32 protein-coding genes and 4 tRNA genes are annotated in these 19906 nt (G+C 44.7%); 35 read left to right on the top strand and 1 reads right to left on the bottom strand.

The window, feature by feature from the left end; genetic code table 11:
• Positions 1-101: 101 nt before the first annotated feature.
• The 3 genes from CXF82_RS02855 to birA all read left to right on the top strand — a co-directional run bounded on the left by CXF82_RS02855 (position 102) and on the right by birA (position 2952).
• Positions 102-178, top strand: a tRNA-Asp gene (locus CXF82_RS02855).
• A 772-nt stretch (positions 179-950) separates the two neighbouring features.
• On the top strand, positions 951-1988 hold the full coding sequence (gene murB / locus CXF82_RS02850; protein ID WP_101088969.1) for a UDP-N-acetylmuramate dehydrogenase: 1038 nt from the start codon (positions 951-953) through the stop codon (positions 1986-1988).
• A 1-nt stretch (position 1989) separates the two neighbouring features.
• Positions 1990-2952 carry a bifunctional biotin--[acetyl-CoA-carboxylase] ligase/biotin operon repressor BirA gene (gene birA / locus CXF82_RS02845; protein WP_101088970.1) on the top strand — a complete coding sequence of 321 codons (963 nt, stop codon included), beginning with the start codon at positions 1990-1992 and terminating at the stop codon, positions 2950-2952.
• A 6-nt stretch (positions 2953-2958) separates the two neighbouring features.
• On the opposite strand, the gene coaA is transcribed toward birA, so the two are convergent.
• Complete coding sequence (gene coaA, locus CXF82_RS02840; RefSeq protein ID WP_101088971.1) at positions 2959-3909, bottom strand: type I pantothenate kinase; 951 nt, start codon at positions 3907-3909, stop codon at positions 2959-2961.
• A 232-nt stretch (positions 3910-4141) separates the two neighbouring features.
• Here coaA and CXF82_RS02835 point away from each other — a divergent pair.
• The 32 genes from CXF82_RS02835 to rplQ all read left to right on the top strand — a co-directional run bounded on the left by CXF82_RS02835 (position 4142) and on the right by rplQ (position 19769).
• Positions 4142-4217: transfer RNA gene (locus CXF82_RS02835), tRNA-Thr, on the top strand.
• A gap of 7 nt (positions 4218-4224) precedes the next feature.
• A tRNA-Tyr gene (locus CXF82_RS02830) sits at positions 4225-4309 on the top strand.
• A gap of 35 nt (positions 4310-4344) precedes the next feature.
• Positions 4345-4418, top strand: a tRNA-Gly gene (locus CXF82_RS02825).
• 195 nt (positions 4419-4613) lie between these two features.
• Positions 4614-5798, top strand: a complete 1185-nt coding sequence (gene tuf, locus CXF82_RS02820) for an elongation factor Tu (protein WP_101088972.1) — start codon at positions 4614-4616, stop codon at positions 5796-5798.
• Positions 5799-6156: 358 nt separating this feature from the next.
• Entirely contained in the window at positions 6157-6468 is a 312-nt protein-coding gene (gene rpsJ, locus CXF82_RS02815; RefSeq protein WP_005503530.1) for a 30S ribosomal protein S10, read from the top strand.
• 24 nt (positions 6469-6492) lie between these two features.
• Entirely contained in the window at positions 6493-7131 is a 639-nt protein-coding gene (rplC, locus tag CXF82_RS02810; protein ID WP_101088984.1) for a 50S ribosomal protein L3, read from the top strand.
• Positions 7132-7148: 17 nt separating this feature from the next.
• A complete protein-coding gene (rplD, locus tag CXF82_RS02805) occupies positions 7149-7754 on the top strand; it encodes a 50S ribosomal protein L4 (protein ID WP_101088985.1) in 606 nt (201 codons plus the stop codon).
• Positions 7751-8053, top strand: coding sequence for a 50S ribosomal protein L23 (rplW, locus tag CXF82_RS02800; protein ID WP_101088986.1), 303 nt, complete (start codon positions 7751-7753; stop codon positions 8051-8053). Before rplD ends, rplW begins: the two co-directional genes overlap by 4 nt.
• A 16-nt stretch (positions 8054-8069) precedes the next feature.
• Entirely contained in the window at positions 8070-8897 is an 828-nt protein-coding gene (gene rplB / locus CXF82_RS02795; protein WP_101088987.1) for a 50S ribosomal protein L2, read from the top strand.
• Between the two features lie 11 nt (positions 8898-8908).
• Positions 8909-9187, top strand: coding sequence for a 30S ribosomal protein S19 (gene rpsS / locus CXF82_RS02790; protein WP_006083596.1), 279 nt, complete (start codon positions 8909-8911; stop codon positions 9185-9187).
• 15 nt (positions 9188-9202) lie between these two features.
• Entirely contained in the window at positions 9203-9535 is a 333-nt protein-coding gene (gene rplV, locus CXF82_RS02785; protein ID WP_101088988.1) for a 50S ribosomal protein L22, read from the top strand.
• A gap of 9 nt (positions 9536-9544) precedes the next feature.
• Positions 9545-10234 (top strand): 30S ribosomal protein S3, encoded by a 690-nt coding sequence (rpsC, locus tag CXF82_RS02780; protein WP_101088989.1) that lies wholly within the window; start codon positions 9545-9547, stop codon positions 10232-10234.
• A gap of 11 nt (positions 10235-10245) precedes the next feature.
• Positions 10246-10656, top strand: a complete 411-nt coding sequence (gene rplP, locus CXF82_RS02775; RefSeq protein WP_101088990.1) for a 50S ribosomal protein L16 — start codon at positions 10246-10248, stop codon at positions 10654-10656.
• On the top strand, positions 10656-10847 hold the full coding sequence (gene rpmC / locus CXF82_RS02770; protein WP_101088991.1) for a 50S ribosomal protein L29: 192 nt from the start codon (positions 10656-10658) through the stop codon (positions 10845-10847). Before rplP ends, rpmC begins: the two co-directional genes overlap by 1 nt.
• Positions 10847-11095: a 30S ribosomal protein S17 gene (rpsQ, locus tag CXF82_RS02765; protein WP_101088992.1), complete on the top strand. Its 249-nt coding sequence runs from the start codon at positions 10847-10849 to the stop codon at positions 11093-11095. The genes rpmC and rpsQ overlap by 1 nt, the downstream gene beginning before the upstream one ends.
• A gap of 182 nt (positions 11096-11277) precedes the next feature.
• Complete coding sequence (gene rplN, locus CXF82_RS02760; protein WP_011863976.1) at positions 11278-11646, top strand: 50S ribosomal protein L14; 369 nt, start codon at positions 11278-11280, stop codon at positions 11644-11646.
• Positions 11647-11657: 11 nt separating this feature from the next.
• Positions 11658-11972: a 50S ribosomal protein L24 gene (gene rplX / locus CXF82_RS02755; RefSeq protein ID WP_101088993.1), complete on the top strand. Its 315-nt coding sequence runs from the start codon at positions 11658-11660 to the stop codon at positions 11970-11972.
• A 12-nt stretch (positions 11973-11984) separates the two neighbouring features.
• On the top strand, positions 11985-12524 hold the full coding sequence (rplE, locus tag CXF82_RS02750; RefSeq protein WP_101088994.1) for a 50S ribosomal protein L5: 540 nt from the start codon (positions 11985-11987) through the stop codon (positions 12522-12524).
• 10 nt (positions 12525-12534) lie between these two features.
• Entirely contained in the window at positions 12535-12840 is a 306-nt protein-coding gene (rpsN, locus tag CXF82_RS02745) for a 30S ribosomal protein S14 (RefSeq protein WP_101088995.1), read from the top strand.
• Between the two features lie 24 nt (positions 12841-12864).
• Entirely contained in the window at positions 12865-13257 is a 393-nt protein-coding gene (rpsH, locus tag CXF82_RS02740) for a 30S ribosomal protein S8 (protein WP_101088996.1), read from the top strand.
• A 10-nt stretch (positions 13258-13267) separates the two neighbouring features.
• Positions 13268-13798 carry a 50S ribosomal protein L6 gene (gene rplF / locus CXF82_RS02735; RefSeq protein ID WP_101088997.1) on the top strand — a complete coding sequence of 177 codons (531 nt, stop codon included), beginning with the start codon at positions 13268-13270 and terminating at the stop codon, positions 13796-13798.
• Positions 13799-13808: 10 nt separating this feature from the next.
• Positions 13809-14159 (top strand): 50S ribosomal protein L18, encoded by a 351-nt coding sequence (gene rplR, locus CXF82_RS02730; RefSeq protein WP_101088998.1) that lies wholly within the window; start codon positions 13809-13811, stop codon positions 14157-14159.
• 13 nt (positions 14160-14172) lie between these two features.
• A complete protein-coding gene (rpsE, locus tag CXF82_RS02725) occupies positions 14173-14676 on the top strand; it encodes a 30S ribosomal protein S5 (RefSeq protein ID WP_101088999.1) in 504 nt (167 codons plus the stop codon).
• Positions 14677-14681: 5 nt separating this feature from the next.
• The gene (gene rpmD / locus CXF82_RS02720; RefSeq protein ID WP_041410757.1) at positions 14682-14867 is read left to right on the top strand and encodes a 50S ribosomal protein L30; all 186 of its coding nucleotides are present in this window, start codon (positions 14682-14684) and stop codon (positions 14865-14867) included.
• A gap of 1 nt (position 14868) precedes the next feature.
• On the top strand, positions 14869-15303 hold the full coding sequence (gene rplO / locus CXF82_RS02715; RefSeq protein WP_101089000.1) for a 50S ribosomal protein L15: 435 nt from the start codon (positions 14869-14871) through the stop codon (positions 15301-15303).
• A 7-nt stretch (positions 15304-15310) separates the two neighbouring features.
• Complete coding sequence (gene secY, locus CXF82_RS02710) at positions 15311-16651, top strand: preprotein translocase subunit SecY (protein ID WP_101089001.1); 1341 nt, start codon at positions 15311-15313, stop codon at positions 16649-16651.
• Positions 16652-16674: 23 nt separating this feature from the next.
• Complete coding sequence (gene rpmJ / locus CXF82_RS02705) at positions 16675-16788, top strand: 50S ribosomal protein L36 (RefSeq protein ID WP_006083579.1); 114 nt, start codon at positions 16675-16677, stop codon at positions 16786-16788.
• 115 nt (positions 16789-16903) lie between these two features.
• Entirely contained in the window at positions 16904-17260 is a 357-nt protein-coding gene (rpsM, locus tag CXF82_RS02700; RefSeq protein WP_101089002.1) for a 30S ribosomal protein S13, read from the top strand.
• A 14-nt stretch (positions 17261-17274) separates the two neighbouring features.
• A complete protein-coding gene (gene rpsK / locus CXF82_RS02695; protein WP_012153476.1) occupies positions 17275-17667 on the top strand; it encodes a 30S ribosomal protein S11 in 393 nt (130 codons plus the stop codon).
• 35 nt (positions 17668-17702) lie between these two features.
• A complete protein-coding gene (gene rpsD, locus CXF82_RS02690; RefSeq protein ID WP_101089003.1) occupies positions 17703-18323 on the top strand; it encodes a 30S ribosomal protein S4 in 621 nt (206 codons plus the stop codon).
• A 24-nt stretch (positions 18324-18347) separates the two neighbouring features.
• A complete protein-coding gene (locus CXF82_RS02685; RefSeq protein ID WP_101089004.1) occupies positions 18348-19337 on the top strand; it encodes a DNA-directed RNA polymerase subunit alpha in 990 nt (329 codons plus the stop codon).
• A gap of 39 nt (positions 19338-19376) precedes the next feature.
• Positions 19377-19769, top strand: a complete 393-nt coding sequence (rplQ, locus tag CXF82_RS02680) for a 50S ribosomal protein L17 (protein ID WP_101089005.1) — start codon at positions 19377-19379, stop codon at positions 19767-19769.
• The last annotated feature ends 137 nt before the right edge of the window (positions 19770-19906 follow it).

Below are 19906 nucleotides of genomic sequence, written 5' to 3'. Positions count from 1 at the left end.
TTTAGCTTAATCTCTTATAAAGAGGTAAAGCGAGTCTACTAACCTTTGACACGTTAGCGACTTTAAAAGAATTTAGCATCATGCTTCGGCTTTTTGCTAAAGGAGTGGTAGTTCAGTTGGTTAGAATACCGGCCTGTCACGCCGGGGGTCGCGAGTTCGAGTCTCGTCCACTCCGCCAACATTACGATAAGCCCTAGCAGCAATGCTAGGGCTTTTTCGTGTCTGTTTTTTATGGCATAAAAAGAAACAATATACGGGCTCATTGGTTTATTATTGAGCTGAAATGGGTGAGTGCATTATATAGTTCGTCACTTTTATATACCTATCGCGATTTTTTCAATTTATTTGTGACCGAGTAAAAGTAACTAATACTGCGTTTTTTACCGTAAAACCGCACGATAACAGAACAAGAACCGCGGCGGGTTATTGAGTGAATACCTATATCTCAGCTGTATTTAAAAGTGGTAACTGCAAAAATTCTAATCGAACAGGCAATACTATTTGCTGAGAAAGTTACGTTAGTAGATAAAGTAGATATAAAGCCAATCTCCCAAAGCTGCAGAATGTGAAATGCCTCTCGTTGGCTCTGCTGACCTGTTGAGTAGGTGGTGTACCTTCATTACATTATGCTTTGACTAAACGACTGCGAAATTTCGTCAAAAAACCTACTGAAACCTATCACATACAGCATCTTTACTAAGGTTCAAATGAAAACAGCTGAAGATAAGTAGTTTATTGATTAAGTTGGACAGGTAGAAGCAAAACTATAGATCTTGTTGGCTGGGAATGCTGACAGCACACTTGATCCATGACGAGAACTTGCGGCCGGCTCCATGAAATGTGGGAGTTAACTGCCGTGTGCCAACCCGTTGTGTCTTTGGCTAAATCCAACTTGGGTGATAGGGGCTTCTGAGAGTAATCGGTTTACGATACAATGTGACTTTCCTTTGATGAATAAGACTGCCTCAGTGACCCATTCCGTTTCTCTAAAATCGCATAATACCTTTGGGCTTGAACACTCCTGTCGAGAGCTTATTACCGTTAAAACCACAGAGCAGCTAATCTCTTGCTGCTTAGCGCTTTACCAAGCTAAAGAGCCTATGCTGGTGCTTGGTAGTGGTAGCAACGTCATTTTCTGTGACGATTTTGAGGGCACTGTGGTACTTGTTGAAACGAGAGGGATTGAAATTGCTGACACTGAACATTTTCACCTTCTTTCGGTTGCAGCGGGAGAGAACTGGCATGAACTCATTTGCTTTTGTTTGGCGAAAAATATTGCGGGATTAGAAAACCTTGCGCTTATTCCCGGCAAGGTGGGTGCTGCGCCGATTCAAAATATCGGTGCTTACGGTGTTGAGTTAACGGATATATGCGACTGGGTTGAATACGTGGAACTTGCCACTGGCAAGCATATTCGACTTAATGCAAAAGATTGTCAGTTTGCTTATAGAGATTCAATTTTCAAGCAGCAATTATTAGGTAAAGCACTGATTACTAGAGTGGGCTTTAAAGTCGCTAAAATATGGAGACCTAAATTGGATTATGGACCACTTAAGGCACTAAAAAATACCAATGTAACGCCAAGAGAAGTGTTTGACTGTATCTGCAAAACTCGAATGACTAAGTTACCTGATCCTAACAAGGTTGGTAATGCCGGTAGTTTCTTTAAAAACCCTGTGATTGCTAACCATCAATTTAATGCTTTAGTGCATCAATTCCCGAGCATCGTCGGATATCCTCTAGGGATAGCTAATACAAAAGTTGCCGCAGGTTGGCTCATTGAGAATGCTGGATTAAAAGGTTATCAAGTTGGCGGTGCTGCAGTACATCAAGATCAAGCGTTGGTATTAATAAACCGAGGCAATGCCACCAGTCATGATATTTTAGCGTTGGCGCAGCATGTGGTCGATTGTATTGAAGACAAATTTGGTATCAAATTAGAACCAGAACCTAGAATGATCGCGGCGACTGGAGAAAGGAACTTATAACATGGCAGAACAATGGAGTCGTAAGCGCAGTATCTTAGCTGAACTTGCTAATGGGCACTTTGTTTCAGGCGAAGCGTTAGCGGCAAAGCTTGGGGTATCGAGAACGGCAGTCGCTAACCATATTAGCGGACTGGAAGGTTATGGCGTTGATATTTATTGCGTCAAAGGTAAAGGCTATAAGTTGAGTAACCCGCTATCGTTAGTGGATGAAAGCACGTTAAAAAGCGGAGTGAAGCAGCGATGTTTCTATTTTGATGAGATCCCCAGTACCAATGGTTTTATTCTAAAGCATGCTGATGAGCTCGATTCTGGTGATATTTGTGTCGCTGAATATCAGTCCGCAGGGCGAGGCCGAAGAGGGCGTGTTTGGGTGTCGCCTTATGGATGTCATCTTTATTTTTCTATGTATTGGCAGTTTCCGCAGGGAATGGCTCAGGCGATGGGGCTAAGTTTAGTGGTTGCGTGTTCTATTGTGTCAGTGCTTGAGCAATTAGAAGTGCCCAATGTGGGAGTTAAGTGGCCTAATGATATCTACTTGGCAGGTAAGAAATTAGCGGGTGTACTGATTGAGATGAGTGGCCACACCGACAGCGAATGCAATCTTGTGATCGGCATTGGTTTGAATATGGCGATGAGTGAACAGCAAGGAAAATCAATTGACCAGCCTTGGAGTGATTTAACCTCTCTGGAAAACATGCCAAATAAGACAGCATTGCTAACGTTGTTGCAGAAACAATTGCAGCAAGATCTGTGCAAGTTTCAAGATGAAGGTTTAGCGCCTTTTCAAGCCAGATGGGGAGAGGCAGATCTCTTTAACGGCCAAGAGATTAAGCTCATTATAGGTACTGAGGAAGTTCAAGGCATTTGCAGAGGTATTGATCAGCAGGGAGCCGTGGTGCTCGAGACTGCCAACGGCCTAAAGAGTTTTATTGGTGGTGAAATAAGCCTGCGATCGTTAACTTAACGAGTACTATTTTCTTAGGAGGACTTGATCCATTCGATGGTCCGGTCCTTTTTGCAAAATAAGATGAGCTCGTTCACGAGTTGGGTGGATATTTAAGGTTAAGTTTGGTCCGTTGATGCTGTCCCAAATTTTTGATGCTATTGCTGTTGCTTCAGCATCGCTTAATTGAGAGTAATGGTGAAAATAAGAGCTATCTTCACTAAATGCTCCGGTTCTAAATTGTAGAAAACGTTCTATATACCATTTCTTTAATAATTCTTCTTCAGCATCAACATAGATACTAAAGTCGACAAAATCAGATACAAATGGACGTCGAGTGTCTACCGCTGAGTCTTGACCCGTCTGCAATACATTTAAACCTTCAATAATGAGAATGTCGGGTTGACGGACCCACTGTAACTGATTCGGTATTCTGTCGTAGGTGATATGAGAGTAGATGGGGGCACTGACGGCCGACTCTCCCGCTTTTACTGCTGAAATAAACTCAACTAACCCCTTCATATCGTAACTTTCAGGAAATCCTTTACGTTGCATTAAACCACGACGTTTAAGCTCTGCCAGAGGATGCAGGAAACCATCTGTAGTCATTAAATCGACTTTAGGATGTTCGGGCCAATGACTTAGTAGTGCCTGCAAAATACGCGCTGTAGTGCTTTTCCCTACAGCGACACTGCCAGCAATGCTAATAATGTAGGGTCTTTTCGGCGGAACACGGCCGAGAAATTCATTCAGTGCTAAGCCGCGTTGCTGTTTAGCACCGACGTTAAGATTGAGTAGTCGACTTAAAGGGAGATAAATATCAGTGACTTCTGACAGTGATATTTTTTCGTTGATACCGCGCAGATCCGCTAGATCATTTTCACTGAGTGTTAAAGGCACCGATTCTCTCAATTCAGCCCATTGCTGACGCTCGAAAGGTAGGTAAAGTGCTTTATGAATTTGATTGTTTTGCGTCATTGCGAAGTTCTCCGTTAAGGAGGGCAGATTACACTATGAATTTATTATCGACAACTGCTACGGGATAGTCGTTTAGTCAATGTTGAGCAAATCAATTTAATTGGCTTAAAAGTAAACATTAAGGCGGAAATGCGCGTAAAAAAACCTCTGTTGGCGTTTTTTTTAGAAAAAAAACGATTTTGCTATTGCACTTATGCTCACACTTCCATAATATCCGCTACCGAAATGACACGCCGGCATAGCTCAGTTGGTAGAGCAACTGACTTGTAATCAGTAGGTCCCGAGTTCGACTCTTGGTGCCGGCACCATTTCCCTGGAGGGGTTCCCGAGTGGCCAAAGGGATCAGACTGTAAATCTGACGGCTCAGCCTTCGAAGGTTCGAATCCTTCTCCCTCCACCACTTTCTAGTTAGTTAGGTAGCCTGAAGTAGGTTACGCGGATGTCGTATAATGGTATTACTCCAGCCTTCCAAGCTGATAACGCGGGTTCGATTCCCGCCATCCGCTCCAAATTCTTGCTGATAATACTTAATCAGTAGAAAGCACTCGATTACGAGTGCTTTTTCCCGTTTAAGACCTTCTGTCAGCACGCCTCCTGCTTCTTATATATCTTAATTATCTTACTCACTGATTCGGTAGCATTTATGCATCGGATTTTTTGCTACATGCAGTTTCATCACCAGTATTTTGGATTGGGGCAATACCATGGCTAAAGAAAAATTTGAACGTATTAAACCGCACGTTAACGTGGGTACTATTGGTCACGTCGACCATGGTAAAACAACTCTTACTGCTGCTATCTCGTCTGTGTTAACTAAGACTTACGGTGGTGAAGTTAAGAATTTCGCACAAATCGATAATGCTCCTGAAGAGCGTGAGCGCGGTATTACAATTAATACTTCTCACATCGAATATGACACACCTGCACGTCACTACGCACACGTAGATTGTCCTGGTCACGCCGATTATGTTAAAAACATGATCACTGGTGCTGCTCAAATGGACGGCGCGATTCTAGTAGTTGCTTCTACAGATGGTCCAATGCCACAAACACGTGAGCACATCCTGCTTTCACGTCAGGTTGGCGTACCATTCATCATCGTATTCATGAACAAATGTGACATGGTAGATGACGAAGAGCTTCTTGAGCTTGTAGAAATGGAAGTTCGTGAACTTCTTTCTGAATATGACTTCCCAGGTGATGACTTACCAGTTATCCAAGGTTCTGCGCTTAAAGCCCTTGAAGGCGAGCCAGAGTGGGAAGCTAAAATTCTTGAGCTTGCAGAAGCACTTGATACTTATATTCCAGAGCCAGAGCGTGCTATTGATGGTGCATTCATTCTTCCAATCGAAGATGTTTTCTCAATCTCAGGCCGTGGTACAGTTGTAACTGGTCGTGTAGAGCGCGGTATCATCAAGATTGGTGAAGAAGTCGAAATTATTGGTATCCGTGATACTACTAAGACTACTTGTACTGGTGTTGAAATGTTCCGCAAGCTACTTGACGAAGGTCGTGCTGGCGAAAACTGTGGTGTTCTTCTACGTGGTACTAAGCGTGAAGATGTTGAACGTGGTCAGGTTCTTGCTGCTCCAGGTTCAATTACTCCACATACAACTTTTGAGTCAGAAATCTACGTTCTGTCTAAAGAAGAAGGCGGACGTCACACTCCATTCTTCAAAGGTTACCGTCCACAGTTCTATTTCCGTACAACGGATGTAACTGGTACTATCGAATTGCCTGAAGGCGTTGAGATGGTAATGCCTGGTGATAACGTACAGATGACAGTTACACTAATCTGCCCAATCGCGATGGATGAAGGTTTACGCTTCGCTATCCGTGAAGGTGGCCGTACTGTTGGTGCTGGTGTTGTAGCTAAGATTGTTGCTTAATAGCAACGAGTCTTAACTCAATATCAAAAAAAGGCAGCCTAGGCTGCCTTTTTTATTTCCGAAAGAAAGTTATTGGGGCTAGTAATCTTGATCTGGCTCGGTATAATAGCCGCCACTTTATTGAATTCTGTCTATTTGACGGTATTTCAAACAGTGGGGTTGATCTGAGCGCTAAAGTCAGTATAATACCCCCTCGCCTTAACCATTAGGCGATTTAAATTGGTCTACCCTTGAGGTTGACGTAAAAAAACAGCGACTCCGATTGTGAGTCGAACGGTTAAATCATCTCGCTCTGCTTTTCCAAAAGGAAGAAGCTAGAGGGTGATTTTTTATGTGTACATTTTAGGAGCTCTGGTCAATGCAGAACCAAAGAATCCGTATCCGCTTAAAAGGATTTGATCATCGTTTGATTGATCAGTCTACTGCGGAAATCGTTGAAACTGCTAAGCGTACAGGCGCACAGGTTCGTGGTCCAATTCCACTTCCTACGCGTAAAGAACGTTATACCATTTTGACTTCTCCACACGTTAATAAAGATGCGCGTGATCAGTACGAACTTCGTACTCACAAGCGTCTTGTTGATATCGTCGAGCCGACTGAAAAGACTGTAGACGCACTTATGCGTTTAGATCTTGCAGCTGGCGTTGACGTTCAAATTAGCTTGGGTTAATTGAGCTTAGAAGAGGTTTGAGAGATGGCTATCGGTCTTATCGGTCGTAAAGTAGGTATGACACGTATCTTCAATGAAGATGGCGCGTCGGTACCTGTAACAGTAATTGAAATTGCTGCTAACCGTGTAACCCAAGTGAGAACTTTGGATACAGACGGTTACCGCGCACTTCAAGTAACTACTGGTACTAAAAAAGCTAATCGCATCACTAAACCAGAAGCAGGTCACTTTGCTAAGGCAGGCGTTGAAGCCGGTCGTGGTTTATGGGAAATGCGTTTGGCAGATGGTGAAGGTGAAGGTATCGAAGTTGGTGCTGAGCTTAATGTAGATATTTTCGCTGAAATTGCGAAAGTAGATGTAACTGGTCAATCAAAAGGTAAAGGCTTCCAAGGCGGTATTAAGCGTTGGAACTTCCATGCCCAAGATATGACTCATGGTAACTCTTTGGCTCATAGATCTAACGGTTCTATTGGTCAAAACCAGACACCTGGTCGCGTTTTCAAAGGTAAGAAAATGTCAGGCCACATGGGTGCAGAGCGTGTTACTACGCAGAATCTAGACGTTATACGTGTAGATGCTGAACGTAACTTGCTACTGGTTAAGGGTGCAGTTCCAGGCGCTACTAATGGCGACCTGATCATCAAACCAGCTGTTAAAGCTTAAGGTCTGAGGAGATAGTAATGGAATTGGTATTGAAAGACGCACAGAGTGCTCTTGAAGTTTCCGAAACTACCTTCGGCCGTGACTTTAACGAAGCACTGGTTCATCAGGTAGTTGTAGCTTACGCTGCAAACGCACGTCAGGGCACTCGTGCTCAAAAGACTCGTGCAGAAGTAGTTGGCTCTGGCAAAAAGCCATGGCGCCAAAAAGGTACTGGCCGCGCACGTGCCGGTACTGTTAAAGGCCCAATCTGGCGTGGCGGTGGCGTAACATTCGCTGCTAAAGCACAAGATCACAGCCAAAAAGTTAACAAGAAGATGTACCGCGGAGCGCTGAAAAGCATATTCTCTGAATTGGTACGTCAAGACCGTCTTATCGTTGTTGAGTCGTTTAGTGTTGATGCTCCTAAAACTAAAGAGCTGAAAGCTAAACTTGCTGAAATGCAACTTGAAGACGTGTTGATTGTTACTCCAGAAGTTGACGAGAACTTGTTCTTAGCTGCTCGTAACTTGTACAAAGTTGATGTTCGTGATGTTGCTGGTATTGATCCAGTTAGCCTTATCGCATTCAACAAAGTACTCGTAACTGCTGAAGCTATTAAGCAAATCGAGGAGATGCTGGGATGATAAGCGAAGAACGTTTGTTAAAAGTTATTCTTGCTCCACATGTTTCTGAAAAGAGCACTGTGAACGCTGAGAAAACCAATACAGTTGTTTTCCGTGTAGCTATCGATGCAACTAAAGCTGAAGTTAAAGCTGCAGTAGCACAGCTATTCGAAGTTGAAGTCGATTCAGTTCGCACTTTGGTTAACAAAGGTAAAACTAAGCGTCACGGTGCCCGTACAGGCCGTCGTAGCGATTGGAAAAAAGCCTATGTTACTCTAGCTGAAGGTGCTGACATCGATTTCGTCGGCGGCGCTGAATAAGCAAAGGAGAATTATCGTGGCAGTTATTAAGTGTAAGCCAACCTCTCCAGGTCGTCGCCATCTAGTTAAAGTGGTGAACAACGATCTGCATAAAGGTAAACCTTTTGCAGGCCTGTTGGCGAAGAAATCAAAAAGTGGTGGCCGTAACAATACTGGTCGTATCACTGTCCGCCACATTGGTGGTGGTCATAAGCAACATTATCGTCTAATCGACTTTAAGCGTAATAAAGACAGTATCCCTGCGAAGGTTGAACGTTTGGAATATGATCCAAACCGTACAGCTAACATCGCTTTGGTACTTTACGCTGACGGTGAGCGTCGTTACATCATTGCCGCTAAAGGCATGAAAGCTGGAGATGCAATCCAGTCTGGTATCGATGCAGAGATCAAGAGCGGTAACGCATTGCCTCTACGTAATATCCCTGTGGGTAGCGTAGTGCACGCAGTCGAAATGAAGCCTGGTAAAGGTGCTCAAATCGCTCGTTCTGCTGGTGCTTATGTACAAGTTATTGCTCGTGATGGCGCATACGCCACTCTACGTCTTCGCTCTGGCGAAATGCGTAAAGTGCCGGTTGATTGCCGCGCGACATTGGGTGAAGTTGGTAACGCCGAGCATATGCTACGCCAGTTAGGTAAAGCAGGTGCTAAACGCTGGAGAGGCGTACGCCCGACAGTTCGTGGTGTTGCAATGAACCCAGTTGATCACCCACATGGTGGTGGTGAAGGCCGTACATCTGGTGGCCGTCACCCTGTTTCACCTTGGGGTATGCCTACTAAGGGTTATAAGACTCGTAGTAACAAACGCACCGACAAGTACATTGTACGTCGTCGCAATAAAAAGTAAGAGGATTCGCCATGCCACGTTCTCTCAAGAAAGGTCCATTCATTGACCTACACTTGCTGAAGAAGGTAGAGAAAGCGATGGAAGCTGGAGACAAGAAGCCTATTAAGACTTGGTCTCGCCGCTCTATGATCATCCCTAATATGATTGGGTTGACCATCGCTGTCCATAATGGTCGTCAGCACGTACCTGTGTTCGTAACTGACGAAATGATCGGCCACAAGCTTGGTGAGTTTTCACCAACACGCACTTATCGCGGCCATGCTGCAGATAAGAAAGCGAAGAAGCGTTAATACGGGAGGAATAAGATGGAAGTTTTAGCTATACATCGTTTTGCCCGTACGTCGCCTCAAAAGTGTCGTTTGGTTGCAGATCAAATCCGTGGACTGCCTGTTGCTAAGGCTCTCGAAATTCTAACTTTCAGCCCTAAGAAAGCTGCCGTACTTGTTAAAAAAGTACTGGACTCTGCTATCGCCAATGCTGAGCACAATGAAGGTGCTGACATTGACGAATTAAGAGTTGGAAAGATTATGATCGATGAAGGTCCAACTATGAAGCGTATCATGCCACGTGCCAAAGGCCGTGCTGATCGCATAATCAAGCGTACCAGCCACATTACTGTGGTTGTATCAGATCGCTAGGAGTTAGCAATGGGACAGAAAGTACATCCTAATGGTATCCGTCTGGGTATCACTAAGCCTTGGATCTCGACATGGTACGCTGACAAGTCAGACTATGCCAATAACTTGAATAGTGACTGGGAAGTGCGTAAGTTTCTTGAAAAGAAACTTAAGCAAGCATCAGTTTCTAAAATTGTTATCGAGCGTCCAGCTAAAAGTGTTCGTGTTACTATCCACACAGCCCGTCCAGGTGTTGTGATTGGTAAGAAAGGCGAAGACGTAGAAAAGCTACGCAATGCAGTTGCTAAATTGACTGGTATTCCAGCTCAAATTAACATCGCTGAGATCCGTAAGCCTGAGCTAGATGCTAAGCTTGTTGCCGATGGCATCGCTTCGCAGTTAGAGCGTCGTGTTATGTTCCGTCGTGCTATGAAGCGCGCAGTTCAAAACGCAATGCGTCTTGGCGCGAAAGGTATCAAGGTACAAGTTAGCGGCCGTCTAGGCGGCGCTGAAATTGCGCGCTCGGAATGGTATCGTGAGGGTCGTGTACCTTTGCATACTCTTCGTGCTGATATCGACTATTCTACTTCTGAGAGTCACACTCAATACGGTGTGATTGGCGTTAAAGTTTGGGTCTTCAAAGGTGAAGTTCTAGACGGTATCGTTCCTCAGCATGAAGAGCCGAAACAGCAGCCGAAGCGCAAGCCTCGCGGTAAATAGGAGAGCTGGCAATGCTGCAACCAAAAAGAACAAAGTTCCGCAAAATGTTCAAGGGCCGTAACCGCGGTCTTGCGAACGGCACTGAAGTAAGCTTCGGTGAATTCGGTTTGAAAGCTGTTGGACGTGGTCGTCTAACTGCTCGTCAAATTGAAGCTGCGCGTCGTGCTATGACACGTCATATTAAACGTCAAGGTCAAATCTGGATCCGCGTTTTCCCTGATAAGCCAATTACCTCTAAGCCTCTTGAAGTGCGTATGGGTAAAGGTAAGGGTAACGTTGAATATTGGGTAGCCCAAATTCAACCAGGTAAGGTTCTTTATGAGATGAATGGTGTACCAGAAGAGTTGGCTCGTGAAGCTTTCGCTCTTGCTGCTTCCAAGTTGCCTCTTAAGACTACCTTCGTAACTAAGACGGTGATGTAATGAAAGCGAGCGAACTAACAGAAAAGAGCGTTGAAGAATTGAACGCTGAACTGCTTGGTCTGCTGCGTGAGCAGTTTAATCTGCGTATGCAACACGCCACTGGTCAGTTGACTCAAACTCAACAGCTTAAAATCGTGCGTCGTAACATTGCGCGCGTTAAGACCATTATTACTTCTAAGGCGGGTGTGTAATGACTGATAATATCCGTACTTTACAGGGTCGAGTACTTAGCAACAAGATGGACAAGTCTATCACTGTAGCTATTGAGCGTAAGGTTAAACATCCGTTATACGGTAAGTTCCTTAAGCGTACTACTAAGATCCATGCTCATGATGAGCAGAATCAGTGTAATGCTGGTGATGTCGTGACTATTCGCGAATGTCGCCCGCTTTCTAAGACTAAGTCTTGGACTCTGGTTGAAGTAGTAACAAAAGCCTAATATTATTAGGCGTTTAGGTAAACGGCTCCATTGCTTGGAGCCGTTTGTATTTTTAGTACTATCTATTCCTATTTTTGGGTGTTACACTTGCGCGCCAAATTTGACTAAATTAAAGTCTAAATTTGGACAGAAAATGTACCCCCTTTGTGGGAATGTGAAGTAACGATAGCGGAGCACTTAAAATGATCCAAATGCAATCGACTCTAGAAGTCGCCTGTAACAGTGGCGCTCGTAGAGTTCAGTGTATTAAGGTCTTGGGTGGCTCTCATCGTCGTTATGCCGGAATCGGCGACGTCATCAAGGTTTCTGTAAAGGAAGCTATTCCTCGCGGTAAAGCGAAGAAAGGTGATGTATATAACGCGGTGGTAGTCCGTACTAAGAAAGGCGTACGTCGTCCAGACGGTTCTGTCATTCGCTTCGATCGGAACGCAGCGGTTTTGCTTAATGCAAACCTTGCACCGATTGGTACTCGTATCTTTGGACCAGTGACACGTGAATTGCGTACAGAGCAATTTATGAAAATTGTCTCGCTGGCACCAGAAGTACTGTAAGGAGCTTCAAAATGGCAGCAAAAATACGTCGTCAAGACGAAGTAATTGTACTAGCTGGTAAAGACCAGGGGAAACGCGGTAATGTTTCTCAAGTTCTTACTACTGGTAAATTAATTGTAGAAGGTCTTAACCTTGTCAAGAAACACCAAAAGCCAAACCCACAATTGGGCGTAGCTGGCGGTATTGTTGAGCAAGAAGCACCGATACAAGCATCAAACGTAGCGATTTTCAACTCTGCCACTGGCAAAGCTGATCGCGTTGGTTTCCGATTTGAAGACGGCAAAAAAGTCCGTTTCTTTAAGTCGAACAGTGAACTCGTAAAGTAATTGGAGTAAACGATGGCGAAACTGCATGATAAATATAAAGAGACTGTTAGTCCTGAGCTTGTAACAAAGTTTGGTTTTAGCAGTGTCATGCAAGTCCCTCGGATTGAAAAGATCACCCTTAATATGGGTGTTGGCGAAGCAGTAGCAGATAAGAAAGTTATGGAGCATGCGCTCCGTGACATGACTGCTATCGCTGGTCAGAAGCCAGTAGTGACTGTAGCTCGTAAGTCAGTTGCTGGTTTTAAAATCCGTGAAGGCTACCCAATAGGCTGTAAGGTTACACTGCGCGGTGAGCGTATGTGGGAATTCTTAGAGCGTTTAGTAGATATCGCAATCCCGCGTATCCGTGATTTCCGTGGTATGAGTGTTAAATCATTCGACGGTCGCGGTAACTATGCGATGGGCGTGCGTGAACAAATAATCTTTCCAGAGATCGAATACGATAAAATCGATAAGATCCGCGGTATGGATATTGTAATCACTACTTCTGCGAAGAATGATGAAGAAGGCCGAGCTTTGCTCGAAGGCTTTAACTTCCCATTCAAGAAATAAGGGTAGCGTAATGGCAAAAAGTTCAATGAAAGCACGTGAAGTAAAACGTGCCAAGCTCGTAGCTAAGTTCGCTGAAAAGCGTCTAGCTCTTAAAGCTATCATTAGCAGCTCAACAACTTCTGATGAAGATCGTTGGGATGCCGTACTTAAGTTACAAGCTCTTCCACGTGACTCTAGCGCAGCGCGTCAGCGCAATCGCTGTAGTCAAACTGGTCGCCCACATGGTTTCCTACGTAAATTCGGCCTTAGCCGTATTAAATTACGTGAAGCAACTATGCGCGGTGAAGTTCCTGGCCTACGTAAAGCCAGCTGGTAAGCACTTGTCACGGAGTAAGCTAATATGAGCATGCAAGATCCTATTGCGGATATGTTAACACGTATTCGTAACGGCCAAGCTGCTAAACACGTATCTGTGAAGATGCCTTCTGCTAAGCTAAAAATCGCTATTGCGAAAATGCTTAAAGAAGAAGGTTATATCACTGACTACGCCGTAGCAGATGAAGCCAAGCCTGAATTGGAAATTACTTTAAAGTACTTTCAAGGTCAGCCAGTCGTAGAGACTATCCAGCGCGTTAGCCGTCCGGGACTTCGTATTTACAAAAGTAAAAACGAACTTCCAAAGGTTATGGGCGGACTGGGTGTCGCTATCGTGTCCACTTCTAAAGGTTTGATGACTGATCGTACTGCCCGCCAAAATGGCATGGGCGGGGAAGTTATCTGCTACGTAGCATAAGGAGCTAGCAATGTCTCGTGTCGCAAAAGCACCAGTCGCTATTCCTGCCGGCGTAGAAGTGACTTTAAACGAACAAACTATCACCGTAAAAGGTACTAAAGGTAGTTTGACTCGAGTTATAAACACTGACGTTTCTATTGTTATTGAAGACAATGAAATTAAGTGTAGCCCAATTGAAGGCGTGAAAACTGCCGCTCAAGCGGGTACAGCTCGAGCTTTAATCAACAATATGGTTGTTGGTGTAACAGTAGGCTTTGAAAAGAAACTACAGTTAATTGGTGTCGGTTACCGTGCGAAAATCGCTGGTAAAGGTATTGATTTAACTTTAGGTTTTTCTCACCCACTGGTCCACGAACTTCCTGACGGCGTAACAGCAGAGTGTCCTAGCCAAACTGAAATCGTACTGAAAGGTACTGATAAGCAGTTAATTGGTCAGGTAGCTGCTGAGATTCGCAGCCATCGTCCACCAGAGCCTTATAAAGGTAAAGGTGTTCGCTACGCTGATGAACAAGTACGCCGTAAAGAGGCTAAGAAGAAGTAGGTAACGCGATATGGATAAGAAAACATCTCGCTTACGCCGCGCACTACGCGCCCGTAAGAAGATCCAAGAGCTGGGCGTTAATCGTCTGGTTGTACATCGTACACCACGTCATACTTACGCTCAGGTCATTAGTCCTGTAAACGTAGTGTTGGCGGCAGCTTCTACTGCTGAGAAAGCAGTATCAGAGCAGCTAAAGTACACTGGTAACGTTGATGCAGCTAAAGTAGTGGGTAAAATCGTTGCTGAGCGCGCTATCGAAAAAGGCGTAGCTGTAGTTGCATTCGATCGTTCCGGCTTCAAGTATCACGGACGCGTTGCTGCATTAGCAGACGCCGCTCGTGAAGCTGGCCTCAAGTTCTAAGGAATGATGAAAAATGGCTAAATTTGAAGCTCAACAAAAAGACGATCTGCAAGAGAAGTTAGTTGCAGTTAATCGTGTTTCTAAAGTAGTTAAAGGCGGACGTATCTTTAGCTTCACTGCACTAACTGTAGTCGGTGATGGTAACGGTAAAGTCGGTTTTGGCTATGGTAAAGCGCGTGAAGTACCAGCAGCAATTCAGAAAGCAATGGAAAAGGCTCGCCGTAACATTGTGAACGTTGAATTGAACAACGGTACTTTACACCACCCTGTAAAGGGTCGTCATACTGGATCGCGTGTTTACATGCAGCCAGCCTCTGACGGTACCGGTATTATTGCCGGTGGCGCAATGCGTGCCGTATTGGAAGTAGCAGGCGTTCATAACGTTCTGTCAAAAGCATACGGTTCTACTAACCCGATTAACATCGTTCGCGCAACTGTAGATGCGTTGGTGCACATGAAGTCACCATCACAAATTGCAGCTAAGCGTGGCCTGAATGTTAAAGAAATTCGAGGTTAAGCACCATGGCTACTAAAACACTTAAAGTAACTCAGACTAAAAGTTCAATTGGACGTTTGCCTAAGCATCGTGCAACTTTGACTGGTCTAGGTTTACGCCGCATTAATCATACAGTCGAAGTTGAAGATACTCCTTCAGTTCGCGGTATGATTAACAAGGTTTACTACATGGTTTCGGTGGAGGAAGTATAAGATGCGTCTAAATACTCTATCACCTGCTGCAGGTGCTAAATCAGCAGCTAAGCGTGTAGGTCGCGGTATCGGTTCTGGGACTGGTAAAACTTGTGGCCGCGGTCACAAGGGACAGAAGTCTCGTTCAGGCGGCGGCGTTCGCGTCGGTTTCGAGGGTGGTCAAATGCCACTTAAGATTCGTCTACCTAAGTTTGGTTTTACCTCGCGTCGTGCGTTGGTATCAGCAGAAGTTCGCATTAGCGAACTAGCTAAAGTTAACGGTGATGTTATCGACCTAAATGCGCTGAAAGATGCGAATCTAGTTACTCGCAACATACAGTTTGCTAAAATCGTTCTTTCAGGTACCATTGAGCGCCCTGTGACCGTTAAAGGTCTAAAGGCAACCAAAGGTGCACGTGCAGCTATTGAAGCTGCCGGTGGCAAGATCGAGGAATAATACGTCGATGGCAAAACCAGGACTTGATTTAAAAAGCGCGAAGGGCGGTTTATCTGAATTGAAAACCCGCCTGCTGTTCGTGATTGGTGCAATTATCGTCTTTAGAGCCGGTTCGTTTGTACCAATTCCTGGTATTGACGCTGCTGTACTAGCAGAGCTGTTTAATCAGCAAAAGGGTACCATCTTAGGCATGTTTAACATGTTCTCTGGTGGCGCCCTTGAACGTGCCTCTATTTTTGCATTAGGTATCATGCCGTATATTTCGGCATCGATCATTATGCAGTTATTGACAGTCGTTCATCCTGCTCTCGCTGAATTGAAAAAGGAAGGCGAGTCAGGGCGAAAGAAGATTAGTCAATACACTAGATACGGCACATTGGTCCTGGGTACGTTCCAGGCAATCGGTATCGCAACAGGTCTTCCGAACTTAGTTCCAGGTTTAGTAGTAAACCTAGGATTCGGATTTTACTTTGTAGCGGTTGTGAGTTTAGTCACTGGAACAATGTTCCTTATGTGGTTAGGTGAGCAAATTACCGAAAGAGGCATTGGTAATGGTATCTCGATATTAATTTTCGCAGGTATTGTTGCAGGTCTACCATCTGCTATCGGTCAAACGGCTGAGCAGGCGCGTCAAGGCGACATAAGTGTACTAGTATTGTTGTTGCTGGCAGTAATTGTTTTTGCTGTCACATATTTTGTGGTATTTGTAGAGCGTGGACAACGACGTATTGTTGTTAACTATGCTAAGCGTCAACAAGGCCGAAAGGTTTTTGCAGCGCAAAGCACTCATTTACCGCTGAAGATAAATATGGCTGGTGTTATACCACCTATTTTTGCGTCCAGCATAATTTTGTTTCCAGGCACACTGGCTCAGTGGTTTGGACAAAATGAGTCCTTGTCATGGTTAAGTGATTTTTCACTTGCTGTGTCACCGGGACAACCGTTGTACTCATTGTTATATGCAACAGCGATTATCTTTTTCTGTTTCTTCTATACTGCGTTGGTGTTTAACCCTCGCGAAACAGCAGATAACTTGAAGAAGAGTGGTGCGTTTATTCCCGGGATTCGTCCTGGAGAACAGACTTCGCGTTACATTGATAAAGTAATGACCCGCCTGACATTAGCCGGTGCGTTGTACATTACGTTTATCTGCTTAATTCCGGAGTTCATGTTAATTGCGTGGAAAGTACAGTTCTATTTTGGCGGTACTTCGCTACTTATTATGGTAGTCGTAATCATGGACTTCATGGCTCAAGTTCAGACCCATATGATGTCTCATCAGTATGAGTCTGTAATGAAGAAAGCTAATTTGGTAAACAAAGCGAATTTAGATCGTTTTGGTCGCTAACTTAGCAATCTCGGAGTGATGAAATGAAAGTTCGAGCTTCCGTGAAGAAGATCTGCCGTAACTGCAAGATCGTAAAGCGTAGTGGTGTTGTTCGTGTGATTTGTGTTGAACCTAAACACAAACAACGTCAAGGCTAAAAGAAAGATTTGACCAGCCCAGTCGGGGCTGGTCAAAATATTATTTGCTAAATTGTCGTCTGTCGAGTATCCTACCGGGCTTTTCACAGATGACCTTTAACTTGAGGAGTGCATAGTGGCCCGTATCGCTGGCATTAACATTCCTGATCAAAAGCATGCAGTCATTGCATTGACTGCTATTTTCGGCATTGGCCGTACTCGCGCACAAGCAATTTGCGCGGCTACTTCAATTGCTGAAGATGCTAAGATCAAGGAATTGAGCGAAGCTCAAATAGATACTCTACGCGAAGAAGTTGCCAACTACATTGTAGAAGGTGATTTACGTCGCGAAGTTTCCATGAACATCAAGCGTCTTATGGACCTTGGTTGTTACCGTGGCCTTCGCCATCGTCGTAGCCTTCCCCTTCGTGGGCAACGTACTAAGACCAATGCGCGTACGCGTAAAGGTCCACGTAAACCAATTAGAAAGTAACGGGGTAATCCACAATGGCTAAAGTTCCGTCACGTTCTCCGCGTAAGCGTGTACGTAAACAGGTTGCTGATGGTATGGCGCATATACATGCGTCTTTCAACAACACTATTATTACCATTACAGATCGTCAAGGTAACGCACTATCTTGGGCAACTTCTGGTGGTTCAGGTTTCCGTGGTTCACGTAAATCTACCCCATTTGCTGCACAGGTTGCTGCTGAGCGTGCAGGTACTGCTGCTCAGGATTACGGTGTTAAGAACCTTGAAGTTTTTGTGAAGGGTCCAGGTCCAGGGCGCGAATCAGCGATTCGTGCACTAAATTCGGTTGGTTATAAAATTACTAACATTACCGATGTGACGCCTATCCCTCATAATGGTTGTCGTCCTCCTAAGAAACGTCGCGTTTAATTCGTCGTTTTTAATAGGATCGTTGGAGAAAGAACATGGCAAGATACTTGGGTCCAAAGCTCAAGCTCAGCCGCAGAGAAGGTACTGACCTTTTCCTAAAAAGCGGTGTGAGAGCAATTGATTCGAAGTGTAAGCTTGAAACTGCACCTGGACAACACGGCGCTCGTAAGACCCGTCTGTCTGAGTATGGCGTACAGCTACGCGAGAAACAAAAAGTTCGTCGTATTTATGGTGTGCTAGAAAAGCAATTCCGTAACTACTACAAAGATGCTGCACGTACTAAAGGTAACACTGGTGAAAACCTACTTACTCTTTTAGAAACCCGTCTTGATAACGTAGTTTATCGTATGGGCTTTGGTGCAACACGCGCTGAATCACGTCAGCTAATTAGCCATAAGTCAATTATGGTTAATGGTAGCGTCGTTAACATTCCATCATTCAAAGTGTCTGCGAATGATGTAGTGAGCGTTCGCGAGAAGTCACGTACTCAAGCTCGTATTAAAGCGGCTTTAGAAGTGTCGGCTCAACGCGAAAAGCCAACATGGGTTGAAGTTGACAGCACTAAGATGGAAGGTGCTTTTAAGCGTCTACCTGAACGTAGTGATTTGTCTGCGGAAATTAACGAACAGCTGATCGTCGAACTTTACTCTAAGTAAAGTTAAAACAAAAGAGAGGACACAATGCAGGGTTCTGTTACAGAATTTCTTAAACCGCGTCTCGTTGATATCGAGCAGGTTAATCCAACACGTGCCAGAGTTACACTGGAGCCGCTAGAGCGTGGTTTTGGTCACACTTTAGGTAACGCGTTGCGTCGTATCCTATTGTCGTCTATGCCAGGCTGCGCGGTAACCGAAGTAGAGATCGATGGTGTACTGCATGAATACAGTAGCAAGGAAGGCGTGCAAGAAGATATCCTCGAGATATTGCTTAACCTTAAAGGTTTAGCAGTTGTTATCGAAGGGAAAGACGAAGCTATGCTTACGCTTAGTAAGTCAGGCGCAGGCCCTGTTACTGCAGCAGATATCACGCATGATGGTGATGTTACTATCATGAATCCTGACCATGTTATCTGTCATTTGACAGGTAATAATGACGTCAGCATGCGTATCCGCGTAGAGCGTGGTCGTGGTTATGTACCGGCTTCTGCCCGTGCACAAACTGAAGACGATGATCGCCCTATCGGCCGTTTGTTGGTTGATTCTTCGTTCTCACCTGTAGCTCGCATTGCTTATAATGTTGAAGCCGCACGTGTTGAGCAGCGTACAGACTTAGATAAACTCGTTATTGATATGACCACAAACGGTACTATCGATCCCGAGGAAGCAATACGTCGTTCTGCAACAATTTTGGCTGAACAGCTAGATGCGTTTGTTGAATTACGTGATGTGACTGAGGCTGCACCAGTCGAAGAGAAGCCGGAGTTCGATCCGATATTGTTGCGTCCTGTCGACGATTTAGAGCTAACTGTACGTTCAGCCAACTGTTTGAAGGCTGAAGCGATTCATTACATCGGCGATCTGGTACAACGCACTGAAGTTGAGCTGTTGAAAACACCTAACTTGGGTAAGAAATCTCTTACCGAAATTAAGGATGTTCTTGCATCTCGCGGACTGTCGTTAGGTATGCGTCTCGAAAACTGGCCTCCAGCTAGTTTAGTAGACGACCTTTAAGTCCAGATTAGTACAGATATAGGTAATAAGGATTAGGTCATGCGCCATCGTAAGAGTGGTCGTCAACTAAATCGTAACAGCAGTCATCGTAAAGCTATGTTTCGCAACATGGCATGCTCAATAGTTCGTCACGAAGTGATCCGAACTACTGTAGCTAAAGCGAAAGAACTGCGTCGCGTAGTTGAACCTCTGATAACACTTGCTAAGAGTGATAGTGTTGCAAACCGCCGTTTGGCATTTGCACGTACTCGCGACGCTGAAGTCGTTGGTAAATTATTTACTGAATTGGGTCCACGCTTCCAGGAACGTCCTGGTGGTTACACTCGTATTCTTAAGTGCGGTCTACGTACTGGTGATAAAGCGCCTATGGCGTATATTGAACTAGTAGGTCGTCCTGAAGCAGCTGAAGCTGTTGAAGACACTGCAGAGTAAATAAGTCTTAGTTATAAAAGGCCGGACAATATGTTCGGCCTTTTTTATGTCTGATGCATTAATGACTTGACTGGTTTAGCAGTTTGGTTTTATCTGGACAGCCACAGCCACAGCCACAGCCACAGCCACAGCCACAG

The sequence above is a fragment of the Shewanella sp. GutDb-MelDb genome, from assembly GCF_002836075.1.
GTDB lineage: Bacteria > Pseudomonadota > Gammaproteobacteria > Enterobacterales > Shewanellaceae > Shewanella.
This window is presented reverse-complemented; position numbering and strand designations above follow the sequence as displayed.

What these genes read in the sequence shown, in the direction of transcription:
- murB (WP_101088969.1), top strand. Translation starts at nt 951, where the DNA reads ATGAATAAGACTGCCTCAGTGACCCATTCCGTTTCTCTAAAATCGCAT.
- birA (WP_101088970.1), top strand. Translation starts at nt 1,990, where the DNA reads ATGGCAGAACAATGGAGTCGTAAGCGCAGTATCTTAGCTGAACTTGCT.
- coaA (WP_101088971.1), bottom strand. Translation starts at nt 3,909, where the DNA reads ATGACGCAAAACAATCAAATTCATAAAGCACTTTACCTACCTTTCGAG.
- tuf (WP_101088972.1), top strand. Translation starts at nt 4,614, where the DNA reads ATGGCTAAAGAAAAATTTGAACGTATTAAACCGCACGTTAACGTGGGT.
- rpsJ (WP_005503530.1), top strand. Translation starts at nt 6,157, where the DNA reads ATGCAGAACCAAAGAATCCGTATCCGCTTAAAAGGATTTGATCATCGT.
- rplC (WP_101088984.1), top strand. Translation starts at nt 6,493, where the DNA reads ATGGCTATCGGTCTTATCGGTCGTAAAGTAGGTATGACACGTATCTTC.
- rplD (WP_101088985.1), top strand. Translation starts at nt 7,149, where the DNA reads ATGGAATTGGTATTGAAAGACGCACAGAGTGCTCTTGAAGTTTCCGAA.
- rplW (WP_101088986.1), top strand. Translation starts at nt 7,751, where the DNA reads ATGATAAGCGAAGAACGTTTGTTAAAAGTTATTCTTGCTCCACATGTT.
- rpsS (WP_006083596.1), top strand. Translation starts at nt 8,909, where the DNA reads ATGCCACGTTCTCTCAAGAAAGGTCCATTCATTGACCTACACTTGCTG.
- rplV (WP_101088988.1), top strand. Translation starts at nt 9,203, where the DNA reads ATGGAAGTTTTAGCTATACATCGTTTTGCCCGTACGTCGCCTCAAAAG.
- rpsC (WP_101088989.1), top strand. Translation starts at nt 9,545, where the DNA reads ATGGGACAGAAAGTACATCCTAATGGTATCCGTCTGGGTATCACTAAG.
- rplP (WP_101088990.1), top strand. Translation starts at nt 10,246, where the DNA reads ATGCTGCAACCAAAAAGAACAAAGTTCCGCAAAATGTTCAAGGGCCGT.
- rpmC (WP_101088991.1), top strand. Translation starts at nt 10,656, where the DNA reads ATGAAAGCGAGCGAACTAACAGAAAAGAGCGTTGAAGAATTGAACGCT.
- rpsQ (WP_101088992.1), top strand. Translation starts at nt 10,847, where the DNA reads ATGACTGATAATATCCGTACTTTACAGGGTCGAGTACTTAGCAACAAG.
- rplN (WP_011863976.1), top strand. Translation starts at nt 11,278, where the DNA reads ATGATCCAAATGCAATCGACTCTAGAAGTCGCCTGTAACAGTGGCGCT.
- rplX (WP_101088993.1), top strand. Translation starts at nt 11,658, where the DNA reads ATGGCAGCAAAAATACGTCGTCAAGACGAAGTAATTGTACTAGCTGGT.
- rplE (WP_101088994.1), top strand. Translation starts at nt 11,985, where the DNA reads ATGGCGAAACTGCATGATAAATATAAAGAGACTGTTAGTCCTGAGCTT.
- rpsN (WP_101088995.1), top strand. Translation starts at nt 12,535, where the DNA reads ATGGCAAAAAGTTCAATGAAAGCACGTGAAGTAAAACGTGCCAAGCTC.
- rpsH (WP_101088996.1), top strand. Translation starts at nt 12,865, where the DNA reads ATGAGCATGCAAGATCCTATTGCGGATATGTTAACACGTATTCGTAAC.
- rplF (WP_101088997.1), top strand. Translation starts at nt 13,268, where the DNA reads ATGTCTCGTGTCGCAAAAGCACCAGTCGCTATTCCTGCCGGCGTAGAA.
- rplR (WP_101088998.1), top strand. Translation starts at nt 13,809, where the DNA reads ATGGATAAGAAAACATCTCGCTTACGCCGCGCACTACGCGCCCGTAAG.
- rpsE (WP_101088999.1), top strand. Translation starts at nt 14,173, where the DNA reads ATGGCTAAATTTGAAGCTCAACAAAAAGACGATCTGCAAGAGAAGTTA.
- rpmD (WP_041410757.1), top strand. Translation starts at nt 14,682, where the DNA reads ATGGCTACTAAAACACTTAAAGTAACTCAGACTAAAAGTTCAATTGGA.
- rplO (WP_101089000.1), top strand. Translation starts at nt 14,869, where the DNA reads ATGCGTCTAAATACTCTATCACCTGCTGCAGGTGCTAAATCAGCAGCT.
- secY (WP_101089001.1), top strand. Translation starts at nt 15,311, where the DNA reads ATGGCAAAACCAGGACTTGATTTAAAAAGCGCGAAGGGCGGTTTATCT.
- rpmJ (WP_006083579.1), top strand. Translation starts at nt 16,675, where the DNA reads ATGAAAGTTCGAGCTTCCGTGAAGAAGATCTGCCGTAACTGCAAGATC.
- rpsK (WP_012153476.1), top strand. Translation starts at nt 17,275, where the DNA reads ATGGCTAAAGTTCCGTCACGTTCTCCGCGTAAGCGTGTACGTAAACAG.
- rpsD (WP_101089003.1), top strand. Translation starts at nt 17,703, where the DNA reads ATGGCAAGATACTTGGGTCCAAAGCTCAAGCTCAGCCGCAGAGAAGGT.
- CXF82_RS02685 (WP_101089004.1), top strand. Translation starts at nt 18,348, where the DNA reads ATGCAGGGTTCTGTTACAGAATTTCTTAAACCGCGTCTCGTTGATATC.
- rplQ (WP_101089005.1), top strand. Translation starts at nt 19,377, where the DNA reads ATGCGCCATCGTAAGAGTGGTCGTCAACTAAATCGTAACAGCAGTCAT.